The following is a 24,475-nucleotide window of genomic DNA, read 5'->3' as shown; positions in this document are numbered from 1 at the left end:
CACTACCTTATAAAGCGAAAAGCTCACCGGACGGTGAGCTTTTTTGTCTGCAGCGCTATTCGCCCTGCACGTATAATTCTCCGTCGTATAAGCCCTGGATGGTGAGCTTCTGATTGGCCAGTGAACGCAGATAATCAATATGTTCCTGCTCGATTAACTGTCCCGGCACGATCAAAGGAATGCCCGGCGGATAGGGCGTTACCAGTCCCGCTGCAATTCGACCGGCACTTTCCTGCCAGGGAACCGACTCACGTTTGCTGAAAAACGCCGTTGAAGGCAAGGTCACAAGATTAATCGGCGGGATCTTCGCCGGCATTACCGCACGGCTCTTACTGCGGTTCAGGCTGACACTGCCTTCATCCAGTTTCTTCAGCGCATTGTACAGGCGCACAATCTTCGAGCGCATGCCGCCAAGGGTAAGCAGAACCAGAATCGTGCTGTGAGTGAACTTCTCGATTTCCAGACCCACTTCATCCATCAGGAAGCGGTGAATTTCATGGTTCGAATAAGACAAGGCTGAAACGTCGATAAGAATTTTCAGGGGATCATGACCCATATTGTCTTCTTCAAAATGGTCAAAGGCCTGTGCAAAATCTTTTGATTCCAGAATACGGATGCGGCTGAAACGCGATACCTGCTCCTTAAGTTCCGCCACGTTGCTGAGCAACTCATTCAGTATTTTGTAGCCTTCCATCTCCAGTTGCTGACGGCACACGTCCAGCGATGCAATCAACTGATACTTGGGTGAGGTGCTGGTATGTATGCTGTAAATCTCTTTGAAGAAGTCGATATCGAAATCCGGGTCATTCACGTGAATGAACGACGCCTGAGAAAATGCTGATACCACTTTATGCGCCGAGTGCGTCACGTAGTCTGCGCCGGCGTGAATGGCTGAATAGGGTCTGAAATGCGGGTGGAATAAGGAATACGCAAACCAGGCTTCGTCGATGAATACTTTGATACCGTACTGGTGGCCCAGGTCCACAACCTGCTTCAGGTCGGTCAGCAGTCCGTCGTAGGTACAACCCGTCAGCACAATGAGTTTTGCATCCTGATTGGCTTCAATCACTTCTTTCAGTTGTGACAGTTTCGGCGGTGAGAAAATGCCGTAATCAGGGTTAAAAACACTGTCCAGATACACCGGCATTGCGCGTGCCTGCACAATACCGTAGTGCACGGATTTGTGGCAGTTACGGTCGGCGATCACTTTATCGCCTTCACGCAGCAGGGTTTGCAGAATAATTTTGTTGGACGTCGATGAGCCGTTAGTCACGAAATACGACTGGCGGACTTCAAAGGTATTTGCCAGTGCAGACTGGGCACGGCCAATGGCATGCGTACCGTCAGATAAAGAACCCAGCGAGTCCACGCTTACCGACAGGTCGCTGACAAACACATTGCGGCCGAAGAAACGGTAAAAATCACTGATATAAGGCGAGTTACGGAAGCTGGCGCCGCCACTGTGACCCGGCGTATGCCACGAATCGTTGGCTTCCAGTACATACTCTTTATAGGCAGTCCAGAATGGCGTTTCATTGCGATCGTCAAAGTCGTTAATGATGTAGCCGAGGATCGATTCCGGATCGGAGATAATATCGTTGCGGTAGAAAAACGACTCCATGCCGCTGGCCTGGTTAACAATATCCAGTCCCTTAATGGCATCTCCCAGTACATAAACCGGTAATTCCGGGCGGATGGCTTTGATGGCCTTGATGACCACCGCATTGTTGTCTACTTTCCCTTTGCCTTCGCCACCGATTTCAAACTGCCTGACTTCAGTGTCCCAACTGAATACCACGGCCTGAATTTCTCCGTCGTTGTGAACAGAATCCAGGGCTGTAGCGACAGAGCTGGCTTCAACGACAGTGATCTCAATGTCTGGCCTGTCGAACAGCTCGGTGGTGGAACGGATGCTGGTGGAAAGCTGCTCCAGCAGCTCTGCTGAGTCTTCAATGATCAGAATTTTCAATTGGGGGAGCATAGTAAGAATAAATCGTTCCTTAAAAAGTCGTGGCAGTCAGTGTAACGCTGAACTGTATGGTTGTCAGTCTTGCTTTTGCAGCTAACGCACCCATATCATTGAGCAAATATTCAGAACAGGCAAATACGCATGGATAATTTAGTTGCGAACAATACCGTTGATATCACTCCGGAGAATTTTCAGCAGGTCATTCTGATGGATTCACGGGAAAAAGTGGTACTTGTGGATTTTTGGGCAGAATGGAGCGAGGAGTCGAAAAGTGTTTCTCCCATACTGGCAAAGATCGCGTCTGAATACGGTGATAATTTAATTCTTGCCCGCGTCGATTGTGACCAGCAGCAGGAAGTCGCGGCGCAGTTCGGTATTCGCAGTCTGCCCACTGTTATGGTTGTGAAAGACGGCCAGCCGGTGGACGGCTTTGCCGGCGTTCAGGGCGAAGACCAGATCCGCGAGTTCCTGAGTAAGTACCTGCCGAACCCGGAAGATGAATTACTGGCGAAAGCCGGTGAAGCCATTTACGAAGGTGATTATGCAACGGCATTCCCGTTTGCCAAACAAGCCTTTGAAATGAACGAAGGTAATATTAACGCCCGTTATATGTACATCGACTGCCTGGTGGAAACCGGTTCTGTGGATGCTGCAAAGGCGCTGCTGGCAACGATTACTCTGGTCGATCAGGATAGTCGCTATCAAACGCTGACCGGTAAAGTTGAACTGGCAGAACAGGCCGCTGAGTCTCCGGAAATTCAGCAGTTAACCGCACAGGTAGAAGCTGAACCCGACAATCTGCAATTGAAAGTGGAACTAGCGGTGCAGTTACAGCAGGCCCATAAATCTGCCGAAGCATTGGCATTGTTATTTACTGTGCTAAAGACAGATTTGAATTTCGGTGAAGCGAAAAAGCTGATGCTGGATATGATTAATGCATTGCCGGATGGTGACAGTCTGAAGTCTGAGTACCGCCGTAAGGTTTACAGCCTGCTCTATTAATCGTTTTCTGACGGCGGGGTTTGCTGCGGGTAGGGTGTAAAACCGCCTTCAGCAAGCCAGCACAGCGCTTCGAAGTAGCTGGAAAAGTAAGCACGTTCGTAATTTGTTCCGCGAATGTCTTCCCGCAGGTGTGGGTGGGTTCGTTCAATTTGAGCCCGCTTCACCATGCCCGCATCAAGCACATAGGCAGATCGCGTCAGACCCATGGTGATGTTCTTCTTTATTCCCCTTGCCAGCACATTCTGACATTCAGGCGTAGACAATACCCAGCGGCGACCGTCCATTATGGCTCCCCAGGGTTCATTGTTAAACCCTTGCGCCATCCGGTGAATATCCTCTGTCATGGCCTCTGCTGTGGCTTTATTCCAGGCACCCGTTGCAAACACTTCAAGCAGGTTGCCTGAAACGTCGAGTGCATAGTGTCCCTGAAGAGGAAATCTCATTGGTTATCCTTTAATGCATAACTACAGTATTGATATAGCAGATATTTTGAGGTTTTGTGACAAAATATAACTGGTCAAATGTGTTAACGTTGTCTCCGGTCAAAAGATCAGGCGTCATCAGGGTTGTGCATCAGCAACCAAAACAAACTTAATGAGGAGAAATGCATGGACTGGTTATGGCCGGCACTGGCTATTGTTTGCATTGTTGAAGGGCTTGGACCGTTAATCATGCCTGACCGTTGGCGATTATACCTGCTTTCTGTGAGCCAGCAATCGAGCAATAGTCTAAGACAAGTCGGAGGAGTGCTGGTGGTGATTGGCGTTGTCAGCCTGGTGTATCTATCCCGTTGAACAATCGTTAATTTATAAAAAAATAATATGGCTCAGACTATGTCTGTCTTATTTTTGCGCATAAAACAGATGATCAAAGGTCGCAATCTTTGGTAGAATCCCCGCCTAATTTTTTTACACACTAGATTCATGGCAAAGAACGTTGTGGTACTCGGCACTCAATGGGGTGACGAGGGTAAAGGTAAGGTCGTAGACCTGTTAACAGATCGCGCAAAATACGTGGTTCGCTATCAGGGCGGTCACAATGCCGGTCACACACTGGTAATCGACGGTGAGAAAACCGTCCTCCACTTAATCCCGTCCGGTATTCTGCGTGACAACGTTACCTGCATCATTGGTAACGGCGTGGTATTAAGCCCGGAAGCACTAATGAAAGAAATCACCATGTTGGAAGAACGTGGTGTGCCTGTGCGGGAACGTTTAAAAATTAGTGAAGCCTGCCCGCTTATCCTGCCTTATCACATTGCACTGGACGTGGCCCGCGAAAAGGCCCGTGGCAGCAAAGCAATCGGTACAACCGGTCGTGGTATCGGTCCGGCTTACGAAGATAAAGTGTCACGTCGTGGTCTGCGCGTTGGCGATCTTTTCAATCCTGAAGATTTCGCGGCAAAACTGAAAGAAGTTCTGGACGTACATAACTTCACGTTGACGCAATACTACAAAGAGCCGGCGGTGGATTTCGATGAAACCCTCAAGCAGGCGCTGGCTGTGGCAGATATCCTGAAAGCCATGGTTGTTGACGTAACCGATGAACTGGACAAAGCCCACAAAGCGGGTTTGCCCATTATGTTTGAAGGTGCGCAAGGTACACTGCTGGATATTGACCACGGTACGTATCCTTACGTTACGTCTTCTAATACCACAGTAGGCGGCGTTGCTACCGGTGCCGGTTTTGGCCCGCTGAACCTGGATTATGTGTTAGGTATTGTTAAAGCGTACACAACCCGTGTTGGTTCCGGTCCTTTCCCTACAGAACTGGCTTGCGATGTGGGTGAGCACCTGGGCGTAAAAGGTCACGAGTTCGGTGCGACCACAGGCCGTAAGCGTCGTACAGGCTGGTTCGATGCCGTAGCGATGAAGCGCGCTGTGCAAATCAACTCTATCACCGGTTTCTGCCTAACCAAGCTGGACGTACTGGATGGTTTGGAAACTCTGCAAATCTGCGTAGGTTATAAAGATGCAGACGGTAACGTGAAAGACGTTCCGCCTATGGCTGCTGACGGCTACGACCTGGTTACTCCGGTTTACGAAGAAATGCCTGGCTGGAAAGAGACAACTTTCGGCGTCACTGATTTCGATAAGTTACCTCAGGAAGCGCGCAACTATATTGCCCGCCTTGAAGCCATTACCGGCGTGCCTGTTGATATCGTATCAACGGGGCCTGACCGTAACGAAACTATCGTATTACGTCATCCTTACGACGCGTAAGCGAAAAGATAAATACCTGAAAAGCCTGCTTCCGAGCAGGCTTTTTTGTCGGTAAAGTAAACCTCTGAATGCTGAACAGCGGAGTGAATCTATGCAAGTTGTAACTGATACCGGTAACGCGCCCTCTCAGGACACCGGGCATTATGCTGCAACGTTCGCAGCGCTGCGAAGCACCTTTTTCGCCAATAAAACCCGTGATATCAGCTGGCGCAAACAGCAGTTGCTGGCCCTCAAGACCATGCTTGTTACCCATGAGCAGGACATTCACCGCGCCCTGAATCAGGATTTAGGCAAATGTGAAACAGAAGCCCGTACATCGGAAACCGGCTTTTTACTCTCTGACCTCAAGCACACACTTAAACATATCGACAGCTGGGCAGATTTACGTCACGTATCTACGCCCCTGGCGGCCCAGCCGGCCCGCAGCTATCTGCAACCTGAGCCGTTAGGTGTAGTGCTGATCATCGGGGCGTGGAATTATCCCGTGCAATTGCTTTTAGCGCCGCTGATTGCGGCACTGGCAGCGGGCAACTGTGCCATTGTTAAACCGTCAGAACTTGCCCCGGCATCATCAGCATTAATGGCCAGCTTGTTGCCTCAGTATCTGGAAGAAGATGCCGTGGCGGTTGTTGAAGGCGCTAAAGATGAGACACAGGCTTTATTAGCTCTGCCTTTCGACCACATCTTTTACACCGGTGGCGAAGCGGTAGGCAAAATTGTTATGTCTGCGGCAGCGAAATACCTTACGCCGGTTACGCTGGAGCTTGGCGGGAAGAGCCCCTGTATCGTTGACGCCAGTTGCAGACTGGACGTCACCGCCAGACGGATAGTGTGGGGTAAATGGATGAACTGCGGCCAGACCTGTATCGCTCCGGACTATATCCTGATTGAGAAAGGGTTTGCTGAAGCGTTTCTTGCTGCCCTTGAACGGGAAATCACTAAGCAGTACGGGCCTGAACCTTTGCAAAGCAAAGATTACGGACATATCGTCAATACCCGACATTACGAAAGACTGTGTCAGCTCATTGCGGATCTGCAATGCCGTATTGGTGGCGAACGGGACGACGGGAAACGCAAGCTGGCCCCGGCTGTGGTGTTAAATCCTCCGGCAGACAGTACGCTGATGCAGGAAGAAATCTTCGGCCCCGTGTTGCCGGTCATCGAACTGGAGAACATAGAAGACAGCATTGGCTTTATCCGCGGGCGGGCAAAACCTCTGGCGCTGTATCTTTTCAGTGAAGATCACGGCTTTCGTGACAAAGTACTTACGCAAACCAGTGCTGGCAGCGTGTGTGTGAACGACACGATGATGTTTATGACCAATGCAAACCTGCCTTTTGGCGGGGTCGGTGGCAGTGGTATGGGGCGCTATCACGGACAATATGGCTTTGATACGTTCAGTCATCTTAAATCAGTGATGGTAAGAGCCTCGAAGTTTGATGTGGCTGTACGCTACGCCCCGTATTCCCGATTTAAATTATGGCTGTTGAAAAAATTATTATAAAGGAGAGCACATGCCTCAACCGTTTCATCTTGCAATTCCCGTTGACGATTTAGCCGCTGCTGCCGCGTTTTACGGAGACTTACTGGGCTGCGAACACGGGCGCAGTGACACCCGCTGGATTGACTGGAACTTCTATGGTCATCAACTGGTAACCCATTGTGTTGATGCCATGCCCTCTGCGCCACACCACAATGAAGTAGACAGCCACGCGGTGCCGGTGCCGCATTTCGGTGTGGTGCTGGATATGGCAGACTGGCACAAACTGGCTGAACGGTTAAAAGCGGCAGATATGTCGTTTGTCATAGAGCCCTACGTGCGTTTTAAAGGGGAGCCCGGCGAACAGGCCACCATGTTTTTTCATGATCCTGCAGGCAATGCGCTGGAGTTCAAGGCGTTTAAATCGCTTTCTCAGTTGTTCGCTGTGTAACAGACATAAAAAAGCGCAGCCTTGTGCTGCGCTTCATTAACCGGGACGCTGAGCCCGTGTAAGCTGACTACAATTCCACTTCTTCAACAATAGCCTTACCGCGTCCTCTGGCTTCAGAGGCTGCATCCAAGCCTGTTTCAGTGCGCTTAATCAGGTGGACATCGCCAAAGTTACTTTCCTTCATGGTGTAACCCATTGCTTCAAGCGCCTTTACAATCTCTGCCGGCATGCCTGCATGATACGCAATGGTGTCTTTGGGCCAGAGCTGATGATGGAAGCGGGGGCTGTTTGCCGACGCGTCTGCTGTCATATCAAAAAACAGCGCGTTCAGTATGGACTGTGCCACTGAGGAAATAATCGTGGTACCGCCCGGTGAGCCGGTGACCAGTTTCACTTTGTCGCCTTTCAGCACAATGGTTGGCGTCATGGAAGACAACATGCGCTTACCCGGCTGGATTTCGTTAGCGGTACCGCCGATGGCACCAAAGAAATTAGGCACGCCGGCCTTAGCACTGAAATCGTCCATTTCGTCGTTCAGCAGGAAGCCGGCACCTTCTACCACCACGCCACTGCCAAAGGACAGGTTAATGGTAGTGGTATTCGCTACCGCATTGCCCCATTTGTCCATGACCGAGAAATGGGTGGTGTCGGGACTTTCATATAAGCCGGGTTTCACGTCTTCTGTCACTGAAATGGCTTCAGGATCCACTTCTCCGGCCCGGGCAGTAATGTAGGCCGGTTCTAATAACGCTTTTACAGGCACTTCGACAAAGTCGGGGTCGCCCATGTATTCGGCGCGGTCAGCAAACACACGTTTACCGATTTCAGACATCAGGTGAATATACTCTTTACTGTTTTGTGCAGGCAGGGTCTGATTTTTCAGTACTTCATTTAGCATACTGATCCACTGAGCTACTGCCACACCGCCAGAGCTGGGAGGCGGTGCCGTGATGAGTTTGTAATCCTGCCAGGGATAAACAATCGGTGCCCGCCATTTGGCTTCGTAACCCTGTAAATCCTCCTCTGTGACCAGGCCACCGTTTTCAGCCATGAAACCGGCGATAATGCGGGCGGTCTCGCCTTCGTAAAAGCCTTTTTCGCCTTCGTCACGAATGCGGGTCAGTGCCGCGGCTAACTCAGGTTGCTTAAACAGCACATCTGCAGTGCGGGCTTCACCGAAATAGTCGCCAAAGTTGCTTGTGATCCCTTCTTTTTCCTGTCTGGCCATGTAGCGGGTGATATGGTCAGCCAGTTTTGCCGGCACATTAAACCCTTTTTCTGCCAGGTCTACAGCAGGCTGCACCAGACGGTTCCAGGGTAATTTACCGTAGCGCTGATGTGCTGCCCACATGCCGGCAACTGAACCGGGTACACCGGAGGCTTTTGCACCAAACAGCGATTCCAGGGTTTTCACGTCACCGTTTTCATCGAGGTACATATCACGGTGGGCTGCCGCCGGAGCCATTTCACGGTAATCCATAAAGGCGGCTTCATCGTCGAAAAAGATGGTCATGAACCCACCGCCACCGATGTTACCCGCTTCAGGGAACGTCACTGCCAGGACAAATTGCGCTGTGATGGCCGCATCAACGGCGTTACCGCCTTCGTTTAATACTGCCATGGCAGCATCGGCAGCAAAGGTATCAGGCATAGACACCGCCTGCTGGCTGGTTTCAACCTCCGGGGCCGGTGCAGATACCGTTGGTTTTTCACCGGAGCATCCTGCCGCCACAAACAAAAATAGCGAGAGTAAAAGTATTCGCATAATGGCTATCCAATCATAATGATGCTGGCGATGACATAGGCAACGAGTGTCAGTCCGCCAGCGGTAAGTGCATAGGGAAGCTGGGTACGGATGTGCGTTAACAGATCGCACCCGGCCGCGATAGACGATACCGCTGAGGTATCGGAAATAGGGGAGCAGTGATCACCAAATACGCCGCCGCCCAGAATTGCGGCAATGACCAGAGAGGGGGGCAGTCCTAATGACTGGATCAACGGAACGCCGATGGGGATCAAAATCGCAAACGTGCCCCAACTGGTGCCGGTGGTAAACGACATGACCGCGCCGGCCAGAAACAGCATGGGAACAATTAACACCAGAGGCAGGTACTCACCCACAATACCGGCAACAAAAACGCCGGTGCCGAGCACTTTTAAGCTGGCTCCCAGTGTCATGGAAAGTAATACAATGGACACCAGCGGAAGCAGTTCGCCCATCCCTTTAAAGCCAATCTCTACGGCTTCGTGATGGGTGAAGCGCTTATGCAGAATTAACAGGAAGTACGCGACAACGGTAGCAAGAATGGTGGCGTACAACACAGATTTGCTGCCACTGCCGTTAGCCAGCACGCCATCTCCGGTCCATAACATAAAGCCCACCATGCTGACAACCATGAGCACCAGCGGCACCACCATAAAACGTACTTTGGTTGCCGGCTCTGACTCAATTACCGTACCGGTATGAGTCATGGCGGCATCTTCTTTTGCCATCGGGCCGTGCACTTTGTCTTTCATTATGGTGTACACCACAATCGCCAGAGTGATCAGGGCGTAGAAATTCAGTGGTACTGTGCCCCACAGAATACTGGCGGAAGACTGTTCCAGTTCGTAACCGTCCAGCAGGCCAAGGACGAATGCGCCCCATCCGTTCAGTAAGATAAGAATACAGACCGGCGCGCTGGTACTGTCGATGATGTAGGCCAGGCGTGCCCGACTCATTTTGAATTTATCAAATAAACCCCGTGCGAATATGCCGGCGGTGAGTACACTTAAATTAGACTCGATAAATACAGCAACACCGGTGAGCATCGTCAGGCTGCCAACCTGCCGCTTACTTCTGGCAATGCCTTTGCCTGTTAGCCAGTTTACGGTAGCCGTGACACCGCCTGAGTCGCGGATATAGGCTAACAGCGCACCCACCAGAATAGAGAAGATAAGGATCCGGGTATTACCCGGACTGGCGGCAACGTCGATGGTTCTTTCAATAGCATTCACCGGCGCCAGCAATACGCCGTCACCGGTCACACTCAATAAAATCAACGCTTCTGATGAGAGAACGGCCAGTAACAAGGCCATGATGACTTCTTTTTTCCAGAACACCACAAAAATGGCGACGAGAGGCGGGATAATTGAAACCCAATCCATGAAAAATGTTCCTGCTTTTATTCTAATGATTGATCGCAAATCAGGCGCTGATATTCAGTGCGCTATGTTCCGCGGGGCAGTGTGACGCTTTATAAAAAAGCGTGGCGATAGCCTAACTGAGAACTTACCGGTTCTGCCAGTACTTTTACCTCAGTGATTGAGTATTGCTTCGTAAACCCGGGTTATCACACTGCCATATTTTGCGGTTTCAAATTCGCTGCCGGCAAATTGCAGGTTGCCGGTACTCTGTTTCTCAACCGGTGTATGTCTGGCGTTGGTAAACAGCACAATACCGAGATCCTGCGCCGGGTCGATAACCGTTGCCGTGCCTGTCCAGCCGGTATGACCAAAAGCTTGTGAACTGGCATAAGGGCCGAAGTGCCAGCGATTACTGCCGTTGCTGCCCCTGCGCCAGCCAAGTCCGAAACCGGGATTCAGCGGGGAAGGAGCGGTAAACAATGAAATAGTGTCCCGGTCGGTCAGTGCAACCTGTCCGTAGCCACCGCCATTTAATAAGGTTTGTATCAGCACGGCAAAATCATCCACCGTGGAGAATAGTCCTGCATGCCCCGATACACCGCCCATGCTGTACCAGGCCTTTTCGTCATGCACTTCTCCCCGCAGCGTGTACGTGCGGATGCCGGGGAAATCTATATTGTGACTGCGTGTATTGCCATTTATTTCTGTAGCGGCTATCTGACTGGGGGCAAACCCTTTTTTCAGCGGGTTAAACACCGTGTGATTAAGCTTAAGCGGACCGTAAATGAACTGCTCACAATACCGGTCAAGTGACATGCCTGTTATCCGCTCAACCAGCAGTCCCAGCAGCATAAAGTTGGTGTCACTGTACGTAGCCTGCGCGCCTTTGCTTATCTGAAAAGGTACCGCAGTGGTTAATAAGGTTGATGTATGTGATTTATCCCGTGAGCGGAAAGACTCACCGTAGCGCTCACCCGGGGCAAAAAAGCGCACCTCAGGACCGTAGCCGGACTGATGACTCAGTAAATCTCTGACAGTGCGGGCTTCACGGCCACCGCCGGCGTACTCCGGCAGGTACTGATACACCGGCGCATCAATACTCAGTTTCCCCTCAGACACCAGTTTCATCAGTGCCAGATTAGTTGCAAACATTTTCGTGTTAGAGGCTACATCAAACAGCGTGTCCGGTGTCATCGGCTCCGGCTTTGTGAGGCGGGTGCCTGTTTCATCGTAAAGCAGCGCATTGCCATAGGCTGTACGTTTAATCACAGCGCCGTCTTTGATAACCAGTAATACGGCCCCGGGAAAGCCATCCTCAATGTCCTGCTGAATTAACGCATCAACTGGTCTGAAGGCTTGTTGCCATTTTTGCGTTTCGTCAGTCAACGCAGGCCAGGGAATGGTGATGTGCAAAGCATCGCTTTCTGAATCACTTTGCACCTCAAGAGTGTTCGTACCGTTGTGTGTACGCTTTTTCAAGGAATAACTGTAGGTATGACCGGCCTCCAGGGGAGAGGCAATGTTCAGCGTTTCGCCATTTACCTTCACCGTAGCATTGATGGTTGTGGCTGGCGTCAGTAAGATTTCGCCCCTTCCTTTGTACGCTTTAAACGCGACCTTGTCGTTCACTTCTTTCCGGCTGGAACGATCTTGTTGGGGGAAATCACTGTCAATTTGCCCTGACTGAGGACGCTTCTCTTCAGCAGGTGCGGCTTTCAGTGCCGTTTCACGGGCGTAGCGGGTATTCAGCGCTTTGGCCTTTTGCGGAAAATACTTGTCCAGCAAAGCGAACAGTGCGGCTGCTGTGCGGCTGTTCATCGCGCCGGTTACGTTATCCTGCACAAAGTGCATCTGGAACGCAGACAACGCATTAATGGTTTGCTCATCCATTATGCCTGTTTCTACTACGCCGTATCCGTAAGTGTGAAGCGCAGCCTGCATTAATGAAACTGAGGGCAGGGCGCGGTTAAAGCGTTGCCAGTATGTCGTTAATGTACCGGTGTCATACCAGGCGCCTATCCCTTCCAGGTACAGCTGATACCATGGAAAACGCGGGCCCGGATCATTTTTTCTGTTAAATGCGATATCTGCATGGCCGACAACGGCAGTAGGAGAAATGTCCGGGTTGCGGGCGAGTATGTCTTTTGCCAGCGCAATGAGCACCTGAATTTGTTCCGGGTGATAATCAGGAAATACACAAAGGCGGTTGCTTCCGTGTTCTGACCGGCTGGCCGCTGTCTCATTATCCCGCTGACATTGAGGTACATTCACAATCTCAATGCCGATGGATGTATCATTCAAATGGTTACGCGTTTGCCACTCACCTTTACCGGCATGCCAGGCGCGTTTCGATTCAGGCACAAGCTGCAGCACAGATGCCTCATCACCCGGAAACGTGGGGTCAGACGGATCGGTGACCAGGTAATGCGAACTCAGCCCGCCTTCATCCACCAGAGCATGCACACTTTTCTGGTAATCTATCGCGGTAAAATGCATAACGAGCACTTTCACCCGTTCACCGGTATTCTTCGATGGCATACTGGTGTAACCGCCGGCGCAGCCAATCATTGTGGCAACCGCGCAGGTAGCGACCAGAAAGCGAAAGTGTCGGGATAAGAGTGACATGTTATTACCGGTTAATGCTGCATGAAATAACCAAATTATCACAATTATTTCCTAAGTAAATAATAAAATATTCCAATGGCGGGTGTGTGTCATTCAATGTCGAACTTAAAGAATAGCCAATGAAGAGATTGATTTCCCTGGACGTACTGCGGGGGCTTACCATTGTGTTAATGGTTCTGGTGAATAACCCCGGAAGCTGGCAAACCGTTTACTGGCCTTTATTGCATGCTAAGTGGCACGGATTAACACCAACCGATCTGGTGTTTCCTTTCTTTATTTTTGTTATGGGCGTGGCAATCCCTTTTTCGTCGACCCATCAGCAAAGCCGTTCTGCGGTTTTCATGCTGGCAAGAATACTCAAACGCAGTGCATTGCTGTTCTTATGTGGCGTGTTCCTCGCGCTGTTTTACTACAATCCTTACAATGCGGATTTCGACTGGATGCGGGATCGGCTGGAAAGCATCAGGGTGATGGGGGTGCTGCAGCGTCTGGCACTGGTTTATTTTTTTACTGCAATACTGGCGATATTTTTACGCATTCGCGGACTGGGGCTCGCTGCCATTTTGCTGGTGGCGGCGTACTGGGCGGCAATGACGTTTATTCCTTATGCCGATGCAAGCGGCACCGTATATCAGGGGCAATGGGCATTCGGCAACAGCTTATCGGCGTGGGTAGATGCTAATGTGCTGGGTGAGCAGCATGTTTACTATCCTGATGCTAAGCCGTTTCCCTTCGATCCGGAAGGGGTGTTCAGCACCATCCCGGCTATATCAACCTGTTTGATTGGCGTGGTATGTGGCTTATGGTTACAGCGGCAACCTCAGGTGCCAGCTCCAAAGATGATGTGCTCAGGTTTTTTATTAGCGTTATTCGGCGGTGTGCTTGCACTTTGGGTTCCAGTCAATAAAGCGCTGTGGTCGCCCAGTTATACGATGTTGTCGGCTGGATGCGCTATGGCGTGTTTAGCGTTTTTGCACTGGATTGTAGACTTGCGCGGTTATCAGCGTTGGGCTCATCCCTTCGTGGTGGCAGGCGCAAACAGTATCGTGTTTTTCATGTTATCCGGCATTGCTGCGCGGCTGCTTTTCATGATTCCGGCGGGGAGCGGCTCTCTGAAAGGGACGCTTTACCAGTCTGTATTCCTTGATTACTTTTCGCCTTTCAATGCGTCTTTCCTGTTTGCGGTAAGTTTTCTTTGCGTAATGTATTTACCGGTATGGTGGATGTACCGGAACAAGTGGTTTGTGCGGCTGTGAAACTGAGTCTTCTTGTTATGTAAATGATAAGTAAAGCTTATAACGTTTGCGGGTCATTAACGTCGAAGATGCATATTATGTTTCATGCATTTTATTTTATCAGGCGAATATCATGACTCAATCCACCGAATTTAACACGCGCAGAAAAACCCTTAAATCCATTGCCTCCTTAGCGGTAGCAACCCCTGTAATTATGCTAACAGGATGCGGCGGCAGTGGTGGTTCTGGCACCACAACGAATACCTCGTCCGGCGGTTCATCTTCGTCTGGGAGTAGCGGATCAGGTTCGTCAACAACGACGCCAACTGCCGACAATGGGAGCTGGTTAAGTGGTGGAACCGATAGCATGACCGCAGATTTTCCCGCTGACAGCATTTTTGAAAATAGCAGTACCTGCTCTGTTGAGCTAACGGGCCAGCAAACGGAAGGGCCTTGCTATTTTGACTCTGACTATCTCGACGATATTTCAGAAGGGCAAACTGGCTTACCCATGCAACTATGCTTACAGCTCATTGACGCGCAATGTAACCCGTTATCGGGTTACGAAATAGAAGTATGGCATTGTGATGTTGTTGGCATTTATTCAGGCGATACCACGGGCAGCAGTGACACCAACGGGTTTAATTCTTCTTTTTGTACCGGGAATGACAGTGAGGCGTTGCAGGCGCGCTGGTTCCGTGGCATTGCGGTGACGGATAGCAGCGGTCGCGTAAATTTTAAAACCTGCTTCCCGGGCTGGTATGCTAGCCGTGCTATTCACATTCACTTTAGAGTGAAGAATAACAATAACGACGAGCTGATTTCCCAGTTTGGCTTTGATGATGATTTCTGCACAGATATCTGTACCAGCCATTCTGACTATATCAATCACGGTGCGCCAGATACATACCTGACCAACGATACGGTATTCGGCAGTGATTACAACGAGTATGTGTTCAACCTCGAACAAAATGACGACGGCTCCCTGCTGGCCTACAAGCGCATCATCATCTCCTGACCGGACGGCAGGTTTTGCACTTGCCGGAAGTGCTCACTTCATTCTATAAAGTAAGGCGTGACAGGGGACTGATCACGCCATTTCCTCCTTTACCGAACAATACTCTCAACAAGTTGATCGTCCATCTCCTGAGGCCGGGCGTAGTTGTGGTACCGGATAAAGTCAGTAATCCACGTTAAATACGTTTCTATGGTTATTTTGGCGTAGCCTCTCGACAACATAAATTCATACACTTCCCGCAGAAACTTTGATTTCATAATGCTTATCAAAATAAAAACAGCTTAAGAATATGTGAGAGTCATGAAAACTGGCTGGAGGGATGGTTTTACACCATTTCACATCTCACTTCACAAACAGTGTATTTCGCTCCCGCGAAAATGCACCAAAACCGCACAACCTTTTAAAGGTGGGGCTTCTGATATATTCTGGAGAAATGAAAACAGACAATTACACCAGTGTGGGGTGGTTGATCACACCGCGTTGTGTGTCTATTTAGTAGTTATACCCCTATGGAGGCTTTTTGAAAATTAAGGATAAAAAAGAGGACTTTATTTCTCTTACTTCCAACAAAGAGTTGTGGGAAGGTGTTTTAAATGACTCGGAACGTAGTGGGGTTCTAACTGCATCTGCAGCACTAGAAGTCATGTTAGAAAAGTTGCTTAAAAGTTTTTTAGTCCAAAATATTTCGACATCAACAAATATTGCGGAAAAAAGTACCTTCTCTCAAAAGATAAACCTTTGTTTCAGTTTGGGGTTAATCACAGATCTCGAAAGACAAGATCTTAATACACTAAAAGAGATAAGAAACGCTTTTGCACATCATATTTTTGGCTGTGACTTTCAAAATGAAGAAGTTAAAAAGTATCTATTGGCCTTGAAGCTTCCGAACGCTATAAAATTCCCGACAGATAACATTAGGACCTATTTTTATATCGGTATGATAATGCTCGATAGCGCGCTGAATGATAGGCTAACCAAAATTCAGCCGCTAAGCCAAAAGCCGAATTTAAATTATTCGCCCGGGGTATAACAAAAAAATTAAGTCGCTCGCGGGCTCGCTGGGACACAAACATGGCGGCTGTGTCACTTCGTTCCGATTATAGCCGCCATGTTTGCGCCCCTTATTTGGGTGTTAGGTAAGTTTTGAGTATGAAGAAACCTAAGGCTTTTCAATTGGATCCAGGAATGCATTCTATGGCTTTTGATCAAGCCGTATCATGGTCTAATCAAGCCAATTCAATTCGAAAACAATTAGACAAAAGACAGGACACATGTTTCTTACTAAATTTTTTAGTTTGTTCTGGTTTATCGGTTGAGCTTTATCTAAAGGCTTTGATGTTAGTTGGTAGAAATGGTCTGGTAACTGGTGGACATGATCTTTTGTCGCTCTATGAAGAGTTTCCTCCATTCCTGAAACATGAACTTGAAGCTGCATATCACTCGCATGTAAGAGATATCAGTCATCCGATTGATGTACAAGCAATTCGAATGAGTGTTAATCGGCCTAATACTCCACCAGATACTCATAGGTTATCTAGTGAATACAACAGTTTTGAGACAACGATTAAAGGTATAAAGAGTGTGTTTGTAAAAAGTCGGTATTTCTTTGAGCAAGTCACAACAGACGATTATGCATATATTGAATATCCTCCAGGTCAGATAAAAGCTGTGATTTTTTCGCTTCACCAGGTATACGAAAGATTCATAAAAGGTGACTTTGCAGGCAAACTTACCTAACAAAAAAATTAAGTCGCTCGCAGGCTCGCTGGGACACAAACATGGCGGCTGTGTCACTTCGTTCCGATTATAGCCGCCATGTTTGTGCCCCTTATTTGGGTGTTAGGTTTTGAGTTCTAAACATGCAGGAATTTTTCGGTGACTGATAAAGAAGAAAGTAACAATGTAGAAGGGACCATTAATGCGGTTACTGGCTTGGTCAAGGAAGTTCCAATCTATAACGATGCCATTCAACCCTTTGCAAAAGAAGTCGGAAAATCTTTAGAGACTGTTGGTAAAACAGTAAATTTAGCATTAGCCCCCATTCGCGCGATGATCTGGGGCGCGGATAGAATCGAAGAATTTGTAAATACAAAAGTTGCAAAAAGACTCGAGCAGGTTCCGATTGAAAATATTCAAACACCAGACCCTTCAGTCGCAGGACCAGCTTTAGAATCACTAAAATATAATGGGCATAAAGAAACTCTAGCTGATCTCTATGCGAATTTAATAGCTTCTGCTATGGATAAAAGCTCGTCAAAGCTTGCACATCCAGGTTTTGTCGAAATAATTCGAAATTTATCCTCTGATGAGGCCAAAATTTTTAACTTTTTATCAACTGCGAATGTTCAACCTATTTGTAATATAAGTAGTTCAGTCCAAAATTCTAATGGAAGAAACATAGTTGCTGAACTTGTGTCCCATATCGGAGTAGACTCTAAAGTTCAGCATAATGATTTAATGCCAAGTTATCTTACTAATTTAGAAAGGTTAGGGCTTATTGATATACCGAGAGAGACTTATCTAACTCAAAAAGACTCTTACAAAAGGTTGGAAGAAGACCCTTCAGTTAGAGCACTTTTGAATCAGATAAATGCAGAAAACCAGGCACTAGGAATTACTGGCAAAATAGATAAATTTATCGTCAAGGTAACTTCATTTGGCAAACTTTTTGGTCAAGCTTGTGTGAAAAAACCTAACAAGCCACTATAGCCGCTCGCAGGCTCACTGGGACACAAACGCGGTGGCTGTGTCACTTCGTTCCGATTATAGCCACCGTGTTTGTGCCCCTAAGTGGGGTGTTATATGCAATAGGAGAGAACATGGAAGTCGAAGATTTAAGTACGTTAAGTCAAATTACTTTAAAGTGGCTTGATTTGATATTAAATCGAAGGAAGGTTCGTGCGGAAAAAGAGTCTGACGCAATTAAAGCATTAATGAACTCAGTTTCCTTAACATCGAGATACATGAAGTCGGTTTTGGATGATCCAGCGTCTCAGTCAGATGAAAAGGAACATGAACTATCTGACTTGTGGAACGAAACTGCCATTAAGGTTCGCCCTTACAAAGCTGAATTAGCCCAACGATGTTTCTTTAAAGGTTTATATTGGTCAGATACCAAAAGATTCAGTGAAGATGAGTTACAACAACGTAAGTTGAAGCTTACAGACATTGAAAGTGAAATATCATCAGCAATCAAAAGCATATAACAATCAAATAAAGTCGCTCGCAGGCTCACTGGGACAAAAAACGGCGGCTGTGTCACTTCGTTCCGATTATAACCGGCATGTTTGCACCCCTAAGTGAGGCGTTAGTTGCCTGCAGGAAATTTCTGCTTCTGGTGGAGAACCCTGAGAATGTGAATTATGTCATCTCTTACAAAGTACGATACAACCATTGATACTTCTGGAATATTTAAAAGCCGTCCAGGAATTCCTTCTCTTTCACCGCCCATCAACGGTTGCTGTATCAAGTTTTCAACTTTAGTCACAATGATGGCGTCAGTTTTTTCCGCAGCCAATGGATTAAATTCGTATAGTAACTCGAAAATTACTTCTCGATCGTCCAATGAATCCTTTTCCCAAACGATCATTTTTGGGCTCTATTCCTAATTTTCATCTTTCTTACTTCCATGTCGAGGGAAGCCTCTTCATGAGTAACAAACTCACTTTTTCCACTATCTAATTTGCTAAACGCGGCATTAACCTGTTCGGTAAGCCATTGGTCATGAGTCATAACTTTGCGTTGCTGCTCAGCTAGTTCTTCAGTAAGCTCTCTACAGGCATCACTTAAGGTACGCCCTTGGCTTTCAGCCATCAATTGGGCAAGACGTTTCGTTTCTTCGTCGACTCTGAATTGTATGCGGGTATCCATTTTCAACTCCGTTTGGGTGTGTGTACAAACGTTAGCGCGAAAGTCGGGTTTACGACAACTAACAAGCGACACTAAGATGCTAGCAGGCTCGCTGGGACAGTAACACGTGGGCTCCCTGCGTTTCGCTTAATATTGTTGCCCAAGTGTTTTTTACCCGCATGCGGGTTTTAGCTGATTAGTCCATCCATTTATAAAGGAATATATATGCAAGATACCACTCTAAAATCGATTACAGCCACAGTTCAAAATGGTGTTGCAAAAGCTGATGGGAAATTTTGGATTACTGAAACTGATGTTCATTTTGCCCCATATAATAAAGATTTCGGGCCCGGGCCTCTCAAAATTGAAAGGAGCTTTATTTCAAAAGTGGAAAAGTGCTCTGGTAAAGGTGCGGGTATTCTTCCTATCACATCTGATGCAATCGAAGTTTCATTACATGATGGGAGTACATACCAATTCATACTGTCAAATCCTGACGAGTTAATTGTACTCCTGAGCCAATAATCAGCTAACAAGGCGCTCAAAACTATAACCGCAGGGGCGGTCGCCGCAACATAAACACGAGAGCTGAAAATGGATATGAAAACGGAGTTTCAACATTGAAAGAGATAGTGATAGACATATTGTTTGTGGGCTTACTGGTAATTCCTGTAGCGCTGTATTCCTCTGCGAACCTTGCCAACAGGGTCGTTACTTACTGTGACAAATCAATTGTCAAAAGCAAAAAACAATTACTGACTTTACCTGTATCGGTGTATCTCATTTATGAGCTTTCGTCGAAGGAGAACTGGGCTGCACAATCGGGTTTAGTCGTTGCGTTTTTTCTGTTCTTCATGATTTACGCCGCTGCAATATCTCAGTTAATTCAGCGGGCGGGCGCAGAAACCAAACCGCTGTGACCGGCCATGTGCGCCCCCGTTTATTTAAAGAACAATCCGCTCACCAAGAATCACTGCCTCTTTGATCTCGCCCGTAGCTACATGCTGCAGAACAAAGTTTGGCACTTCCCCTGGCATAATTGCGGGGGTATTTTTATCGGTGTCTGATACCAGCACGGGCAGGGTCGTGTCGATATTGAGTAATGCCTTTTCATCGACAAAGTAACTGTAACCTTGTGACAGCAAGGCTTTATAACTCTGATCGTTAAGCGTCAGAGGTGAGCTGACTGTGAAAGCTTTTGGCGGAAGGGTTGCCAGTCCCGTGGCATCAATGTTTTCAAAGCCGTAAACCGTGCGCAAATCCCCAATGGCTTCTATGCGGCTTTTTCCGGTTTTGCGGTCGGTCACTATGCTGATGTCAGCTACATAAGGCTTGTCACACCCCAGCGTCACGTCATGAATTTTTACGTCGCACAGACCGTCCTCGCGGTTGTCCGGAATGCGGTAATAGTCTGCCAGTGAATATTGTGTGAACTGGTTTGTGAGCAGGCTCTCCAGCGCGGTTTGCAGTCCGATGACGTTCATCTTCCTTGCAATCTGCCGGTTGGGGTCGTTAATTGCTGCACCGCTTTCTATCAAAATCGTGCTCGCGCCGGAAGCGGCGATATTGTCACCGAATGAGCGGAAAGAATAGGTGTCGTCATAGCGGCCTATGCACTGAGGAATAAAGTGTGAGAGTACACCGGCCATATGGGCGATAAGCTGTTTGGCACGAAGCCTCGGTCCGTCTACATGTTTATCCTCATGGTACGCCGGTGCCAGAAAAGCAATGGTTGCCGGGTTCGATGATACCCCTGTGGTGTAATAGGGGTTCTGATCATGCAGGTTAAAAGCAATATCCGGCGACAATGTGGCTACCTGCTGTTGCAGGATCTGACCTTCAGGGCTCTGCAGCGTTCTGGCATCCCGGTTGATGTCAATTCCCTGAGCATTGACCCGGGTGCGTCGCTGCGCACCATCGGGATTAAGCATGGGAATGACGTGCAGGGTAACCTGAGACTGCCAGTTTGCCGGAAGCCCGTTTAACTGCCCGTTCAGTAAGATATGCAGCCAGTCCAGAACAGCGGCAGTGGCGGTAGCCTCATCACCGTGCATTTGTGTCCAGGCCAGGATGACGCATTTTCCTGAGCCCAGCGAAAAGCGGGAAACCGGACGACCCTCATAAGATGTACCTATCTGCGTCAGTGCAATACCGGATTGTTCCGCTATCTGGTTAATAACCGGCGAAATATCCTCTGCTGTCAGATGGACTTTGTTCAGAGACGGCCAGTGCATTTCATCAAATTTTGTCGCTATCTCAGCAACTGGCAGATGAGGGTGTGCGGTCATGGTACGTCCTTATTTGTCGGTGAACTGAAGCATCTTACCCGTGGTCAGATTGATTCAGAGATAGCTATTATTTAATGGTATTTTGATATTCGCTTCAACTGGTTTATATTTGAATAATTAATTCTTTGAGACGAATGGCAACGTTCCTGATACCCGTTTGTCGCCCTGTAATTCAAAGGTCAACAGACCCTGTTAAGAAGTGAAACTCCGGATGTCTGCATTTACTAAAATTAAGGCGATTAAACACGCGCTCTCTTCCAGTGAGTCTAAGCTGGCAACGTTTACTCTGGACTCGCCCAATGCGGTGCGGGACTTATCATCACAGGAACTGGCTAACGTCGTGGGTGTCAGCCAGTCCAGCGTGGTGAAGTTCGCCCAGAAGCTGGGTTACAAGGGGTATCCTGCATTCAAACTGGCGGTGATTGACTCGCTGAATAAAGAAACGCCGAATACGCAAATTCACGGCAAAATCACGCTATCTGATGGCTTTGAGCAAATGGCGGATAAGCTGGTGGCGAGTAAAATCAGTGTGCTGAATGAAACCCGCAATCTGAATGAAATGCTTGCTTTTGAGCGTGCTGTTGAACTGCTGAAGAATGCGAGAAGGGTAATGATTTGCGGGGTAGGTGGTTCGGCGCTGGTGAGTAAAGATTTTGCCTACAAACTGCAGAAGCTGGGGATCTCTGCTATTGCCGAAGCTGACGGACATGTTCAGCTTGCTCTGGCTGCCACTTTTGGTGAAAACGACGTGGTTGTGGCGATCAGTGAGTCCGGCACGACCAGCGAAGTGGCCAATGTGGTTACTGAAGCAAAACGCAATCACACTCCGGTTATTTCCATCACAAAGTACGGACAGAACACCATCGCTGATCAGGCAGAGGTAAAACTGTATTCGGTGGCAGAAGAAGCTTCGTTACGACTGGCGTCGATTCTTGCCCGTACTGCGCAGGAACTGATTATCGATATGTTATTTATTGCACTTACCCAGGCTTCACGGCAGGGACGAAAGCTGCTGGAGAAAACCAACGAAGCGGTGTCTGAATTTAAAAAGCAGCAGCACTGAGCGCTTTAAATTATTCTTCAGGATAGAGCAGATACGGACGTCTTTGTTGCTTAAACTTTGCTAACGCAGGCTGCCACATTGCTCTGATCTCCTGCTCAGAAAGGCCACTTTCAATGGCTTTTCTTAATGCGTCAGTACCGGCCAGCTTATCAAAGAAATCCGGCCGGTCGATAAAGGTTTCGTCCTGCTGTTCAAACTGCTTTCCCGCTTCAAGGAGCAAAGCAATATCAAACCCCTCCGTAGCAGAAGAACGTAAGTCCAGCCCTTTCAGTGTTTTGCCTTCCAGCTTCGGGTGAGGGGCGCTTTCGGGCAGGCTTCGCGGCGTGAAGGTAAATGTACCCAGTGCCACCCGGTCATGTCCGGCAACCTGAAACGGAAAAGGTGTTCCGCGGCCGATACTGACGGTTGTCGCTTCAAATAAACACAGTGAGGGATACAACCGGATTGCCGTATCGTTTGGCAAATTCGGGCTGGGAGGTACAGCCAGGTGCCATGGCATGGACTTCCGGTAGTCTTTAACGGGTATCACGTGCAAATCAAGTGACTCAGCCTGCTCAATCCAGGCTTCCCCTTTGATCATCAGTGCCAGTTCGCCTGTGGTCATGCCATGTAAAAGCGGGATAGGATCCATACCCACAAAAGAAGTAAAGGCAGCTTCCCGCACAGGGCCATCCACAAATTTGCCGTTCGGGTTGGGCCTGTCGAGTACAATGACCGTTTTGCCTGTTTCAGCAGCAGCTTCCATGACCAGATGTAACGTACTGATATACGTATAGAAACGTGCACCTACATCCTGAATGTCGAAAATCAGCACATCCACATTTTCGAGCATGGTGGCCGTGGGCTTTTTGGTACTGCCGTACAAGGACAAAATGGGCAGGCCGGTTCGGGTGTCCACGCCGTCGCTAATGGTTTCGCCGGCGCCGGCATCACCACGAAATCCATGTTCCGGCGCCATAACTTTGGTGATGTTTACGCCACGGGACAGCAGGTCGTCTACCAGGTGCTGACCTTTGGTAACCGACGTCTGATTAACGACCAGGGCAACCTGTTTGTCTTTCAGTAATCCGAGGAATGCGTCGGGTTGCTCAGCCCCTGTAGTGACCGCCAGTGCCTTTACAGAGATGAGGCACAGCAGAAAAAGGACTATTTTCATTGTTGCTCAACAGCGCGGCGTAAAAAGCCATTATGATCTGACAACATGGACTCTGCACTGGCGGCATCGTTACCGGTGAGGATCATCATGATCGCCACTTTGGCTTTATGTCCGGCGGCATCGAGTGCAGCTGATGCCTCTTCCCCGGAGCAGTCTGTAGCCTGCATCACTATGCGGATAGCGCGGGCTTTTAATTTTTCATTGGTGGCGTTAACGTCGACCATCAGGTTCTGATAGGTTTTACCCAGGCGAATCATGCTGGCAGTGCTCAGCATATTCAGCACCAGCTTTTGTGCCGTGCCGGATTTCATCCGCGTGGAGCCGGTGAGGCATTCTGCGCCAACCACCGGGCAAATCGCAATTTGTGCGGTGGTCAGCACCGGCGCGCCCGGGCTGCAGGCGATACCTGCGGTGACCGCGCCCAGTTCATTTGCATATTCCAGAGCACTGACCACATACGGAGTCCGTCCGCTGGCAGACAAACCTACCAGTACATCCTTTTCACAAAGGTTCACAGCCTGTACGTCTTTGATACCCTGAGCGCTGTTGTCTTCCGCGCCTTCCACAGCATGCTGTATGGCTTTTTCGCCACCGGCAATAATGCCCATCACCAGTGTATCGGGCACGCTGAAGGTCGGACGGCACTCTACAGCATCAAGAATACCCAGACGGCCGCTGGTGCCGGCTCCGATATAAATTAACCGTCCGCCCTGTTGTAATTTTTCCACTATGGCATCCACTGCGCGGGCAATGTGGGGGATTTCAGTTGCCACTGCTGCGGCTACTTTGGCATCTTCCTGATTAATTTTATGCAGGATGGATTCTGTCGACAGCAAGTCGATATCCATCGTGGCGGGATTTCTGCCCTCTGACACAATTTTATTTAACTGTGCCAGTAAGTCTGACGTCCCGGTGATTGTTTTTGCCTGCATAATTTGCCTTAGTTCTGTTGCTCTACTTTATTGCTTTGGATTGTTTTGTTGTTATTTTT

General features: G+C 48.7%; 25 protein-coding genes. 14 read left to right on the top strand and 11 right to left on the bottom strand.

What is annotated here, in order from left to right:
- Positions 1–55: 55 nt before the first annotated feature.
- Positions 56–1,981: an aminotransferase class V-fold PLP-dependent enzyme gene (locus tag DS731_RS18335; RefSeq protein ID WP_119502681.1), complete on the bottom strand. Its 1,926-nt coding sequence runs from the start codon at positions 1,979–1,981 to the stop codon at positions 56–58.
- Positions 1,982–2,110: 129 nt separating this feature from the next.
- Here DS731_RS18335 and DS731_RS18330 point away from each other — a divergent pair, with 129 nt between their 5' ends.
- Positions 2,111–2,971, top strand: a complete 861-nt coding sequence (locus DS731_RS18330; RefSeq protein WP_119502680.1) for a thioredoxin family protein — start codon at positions 2,111–2,113, stop codon at positions 2,969–2,971.
- Here the strand turns inward: DS731_RS18330 and DS731_RS18325 are convergent.
- Entirely contained in the window at positions 2,968–3,414 is a 447-nt protein-coding gene (locus DS731_RS18325; protein ID WP_119502679.1) for a hypothetical protein, read from the bottom strand. The two genes, DS731_RS18330 and DS731_RS18325, sit on opposite strands and share 4 nt — an antisense overlap.
- 165 nt (positions 3,415–3,579) lie before the next feature.
- On the opposite strand from DS731_RS18325, the gene DS731_RS18320 reads away from it, so the two are divergent.
- The 4 genes from DS731_RS18320 to DS731_RS18305 all read left to right on the top strand — a co-directional run bounded on the left by DS731_RS18320 (position 3,580) and on the right by DS731_RS18305 (position 7,124).
- Positions 3,580–3,765: a DUF2065 domain-containing protein gene (locus DS731_RS18320; protein ID WP_119502678.1), complete on the top strand. Its 186-nt coding sequence runs from the start codon at positions 3,580–3,582 to the stop codon at positions 3,763–3,765.
- A 129-nt stretch (positions 3,766–3,894) separates the two neighbouring features.
- Positions 3,895–5,193: an adenylosuccinate synthase gene (locus tag DS731_RS18315; protein ID WP_119502677.1), complete on the top strand. Its 1,299-nt coding sequence runs from the start codon at positions 3,895–3,897 to the stop codon at positions 5,191–5,193.
- A 91-nt stretch (positions 5,194–5,284) separates the two neighbouring features.
- Positions 5,285–6,697 carry an aldehyde dehydrogenase family protein gene (locus DS731_RS18310; RefSeq protein WP_119502676.1) on the top strand — a complete coding sequence of 471 codons (1,413 nt, stop codon included), beginning with the start codon at positions 5,285–5,287 and terminating at the stop codon, positions 6,695–6,697.
- A 10-nt stretch (positions 6,698–6,707) separates the two neighbouring features.
- Complete coding sequence (locus DS731_RS18305) at positions 6,708–7,124, top strand: VOC family protein (protein ID WP_119502675.1); 417 nt, start codon at positions 6,708–6,710, stop codon at positions 7,122–7,124.
- Between the two features lie 67 nt (positions 7,125–7,191).
- Here the strand turns inward: DS731_RS18305 and ggt are convergent, their stop codons facing one another.
- The 3 genes from ggt to pbp4b all read right to left on the bottom strand — a co-directional run bounded on the left by ggt (position 7,192) and on the right by pbp4b (position 12,875).
- Positions 7,192–8,889 (bottom strand): gamma-glutamyltransferase, encoded by a 1,698-nt coding sequence (gene ggt / locus DS731_RS18300; protein WP_119502674.1) that lies wholly within the window; start codon positions 8,887–8,889, stop codon positions 7,192–7,194.
- Positions 8,890–8,894: 5 nt separating this feature from the next.
- Positions 8,895–10,271, bottom strand: coding sequence for a Na+/H+ antiporter NhaC family protein (locus DS731_RS18295; protein ID WP_119502673.1), 1,377 nt, complete (start codon positions 10,269–10,271; stop codon positions 8,895–8,897).
- Positions 10,272–10,421: 150 nt separating this feature from the next.
- Complete coding sequence (gene pbp4b / locus DS731_RS18290; protein WP_119502672.1) at positions 10,422–12,875, bottom strand: penicillin binding protein PBP4B; 2,454 nt, start codon at positions 12,873–12,875, stop codon at positions 10,422–10,424.
- A 119-nt stretch (positions 12,876–12,994) separates the two neighbouring features.
- On the opposite strand from pbp4b, the gene DS731_RS18285 reads away from it, so the two are divergent.
- Both DS731_RS18285 and DS731_RS18280 read left to right on the top strand, forming a co-directional pair.
- Positions 12,995–14,131 carry an acyltransferase family protein gene (locus tag DS731_RS18285; RefSeq protein ID WP_119502671.1) on the top strand — a complete coding sequence of 379 codons (1,137 nt, stop codon included), beginning with the start codon at positions 12,995–12,997 and terminating at the stop codon, positions 14,129–14,131.
- Between the two features lie 112 nt (positions 14,132–14,243).
- The gene (locus tag DS731_RS18280; protein ID WP_119502670.1) at positions 14,244–15,128 is read left to right on the top strand and encodes a dioxygenase family protein; all 885 of its coding nucleotides are present in this window, start codon (positions 14,244–14,246) and stop codon (positions 15,126–15,128) included.
- Between the two features lie 89 nt (positions 15,129–15,217).
- Here the strand turns inward: DS731_RS18280 and DS731_RS18275 are convergent, their stop codons facing one another.
- Positions 15,218–15,385, bottom strand: coding sequence for a phage integrase N-terminal SAM-like domain-containing protein (locus DS731_RS18275; RefSeq protein ID WP_119502669.1), 168 nt, complete (start codon positions 15,383–15,385; stop codon positions 15,218–15,220).
- Positions 15,386–15,648: 263 nt separating this feature from the next.
- Between DS731_RS18275 and DS731_RS18270 the strand changes: the two genes are divergently transcribed.
- The 4 genes from DS731_RS18270 to DS731_RS18255 all read left to right on the top strand — a co-directional run bounded on the left by DS731_RS18270 (position 15,649) and on the right by DS731_RS18255 (position 18,334).
- A complete protein-coding gene (locus tag DS731_RS18270; RefSeq protein WP_119502668.1) occupies positions 15,649–16,158 on the top strand; it encodes a hypothetical protein in 510 nt (169 codons plus the stop codon).
- A gap of 164 nt (positions 16,159–16,322) precedes the next feature.
- A complete protein-coding gene (locus DS731_RS18265; protein ID WP_119502667.1) occupies positions 16,323–16,865 on the top strand; it encodes a hypothetical protein in 543 nt (180 codons plus the stop codon).
- Positions 16,866–17,003: 138 nt separating this feature from the next.
- Positions 17,004–17,837: a DUF4393 domain-containing protein gene (locus tag DS731_RS18260; protein ID WP_119502666.1), complete on the top strand. Its 834-nt coding sequence runs from the start codon at positions 17,004–17,006 to the stop codon at positions 17,835–17,837.
- A gap of 110 nt (positions 17,838–17,947) precedes the next feature.
- Positions 17,948–18,334, top strand: coding sequence for a hypothetical protein (locus DS731_RS18255; RefSeq protein ID WP_119502665.1), 387 nt, complete (start codon positions 17,948–17,950; stop codon positions 18,332–18,334).
- Between the two features lie 101 nt (positions 18,335–18,435).
- Here the strand turns inward: DS731_RS18255 and DS731_RS18250 are convergent, their stop codons facing one another.
- Entirely contained in the window at positions 18,436–18,717 is a 282-nt protein-coding gene (locus DS731_RS18250) for a type II toxin-antitoxin system RelE/ParE family toxin (protein ID WP_119502664.1), read from the bottom strand.
- Positions 18,714–18,998, bottom strand: a complete 285-nt coding sequence (locus DS731_RS18245) for a damage-inducible protein J (RefSeq protein ID WP_119502663.1) — start codon at positions 18,996–18,998, stop codon at positions 18,714–18,716. The genes DS731_RS18250 and DS731_RS18245 overlap by 4 nt, the downstream gene beginning before the upstream one ends.
- Positions 18,999–19,202: 204 nt before the next feature.
- Here DS731_RS18245 and DS731_RS18240 point away from each other — a divergent pair, with 204 nt between their 5' ends.
- Entirely contained in the window at positions 19,203–19,502 is a 300-nt protein-coding gene (locus tag DS731_RS18240; RefSeq protein WP_119502662.1) for a hypothetical protein, read from the top strand.
- 95 nt (positions 19,503–19,597) lie between these two features.
- Positions 19,598–19,897: a hypothetical protein gene (locus DS731_RS18235; protein ID WP_150154319.1), complete on the top strand. Its 300-nt coding sequence runs from the start codon at positions 19,598–19,600 to the stop codon at positions 19,895–19,897.
- Between the two features lie 24 nt (positions 19,898–19,921).
- Here the strand turns inward: DS731_RS18235 and DS731_RS18230 are convergent, their stop codons facing one another.
- Positions 19,922–21,265 (bottom strand): M14 family zinc carboxypeptidase, encoded by a 1,344-nt coding sequence (locus DS731_RS18230; protein ID WP_119502660.1) that lies wholly within the window; start codon positions 21,263–21,265, stop codon positions 19,922–19,924.
- A gap of 211 nt (positions 21,266–21,476) precedes the next feature.
- On the opposite strand from DS731_RS18230, the gene DS731_RS18225 reads away from it, so the two are divergent.
- Entirely contained in the window at positions 21,477–22,328 is an 852-nt protein-coding gene (locus DS731_RS18225; RefSeq protein WP_119502659.1) for a MurR/RpiR family transcriptional regulator, read from the top strand.
- A gap of 10 nt (positions 22,329–22,338) precedes the next feature.
- Here DS731_RS18225 and DS731_RS18220 read toward each other — a convergent pair whose 3' ends face one another.
- Positions 22,339–23,484 (bottom strand): exo-beta-N-acetylmuramidase NamZ family protein, encoded by a 1,146-nt coding sequence (locus tag DS731_RS18220; RefSeq protein ID WP_119502658.1) that lies wholly within the window; start codon positions 23,482–23,484, stop codon positions 22,339–22,341.
- The gene (gene murQ / locus DS731_RS18215; RefSeq protein WP_119502657.1) at positions 23,481–24,416 is read right to left on the bottom strand and encodes an N-acetylmuramic acid 6-phosphate etherase; all 936 of its coding nucleotides are present in this window, start codon (positions 24,414–24,416) and stop codon (positions 23,481–23,483) included. The genes DS731_RS18220 and murQ overlap by 4 nt, the downstream gene beginning before the upstream one ends.
- Between the last annotated feature and the right edge of the window lie 59 nt (positions 24,417–24,475).

The organism is Alteromonas sp. RKMC-009, assembly GCF_003584565.2.
GTDB lineage: Bacteria > Pseudomonadota > Gammaproteobacteria > Enterobacterales > Alteromonadaceae > Alteromonas.
The sequence above is the reverse complement of the archived record's forward strand: the minus strand, read 5'-3'. Positions and strand labels throughout refer to the sequence as shown.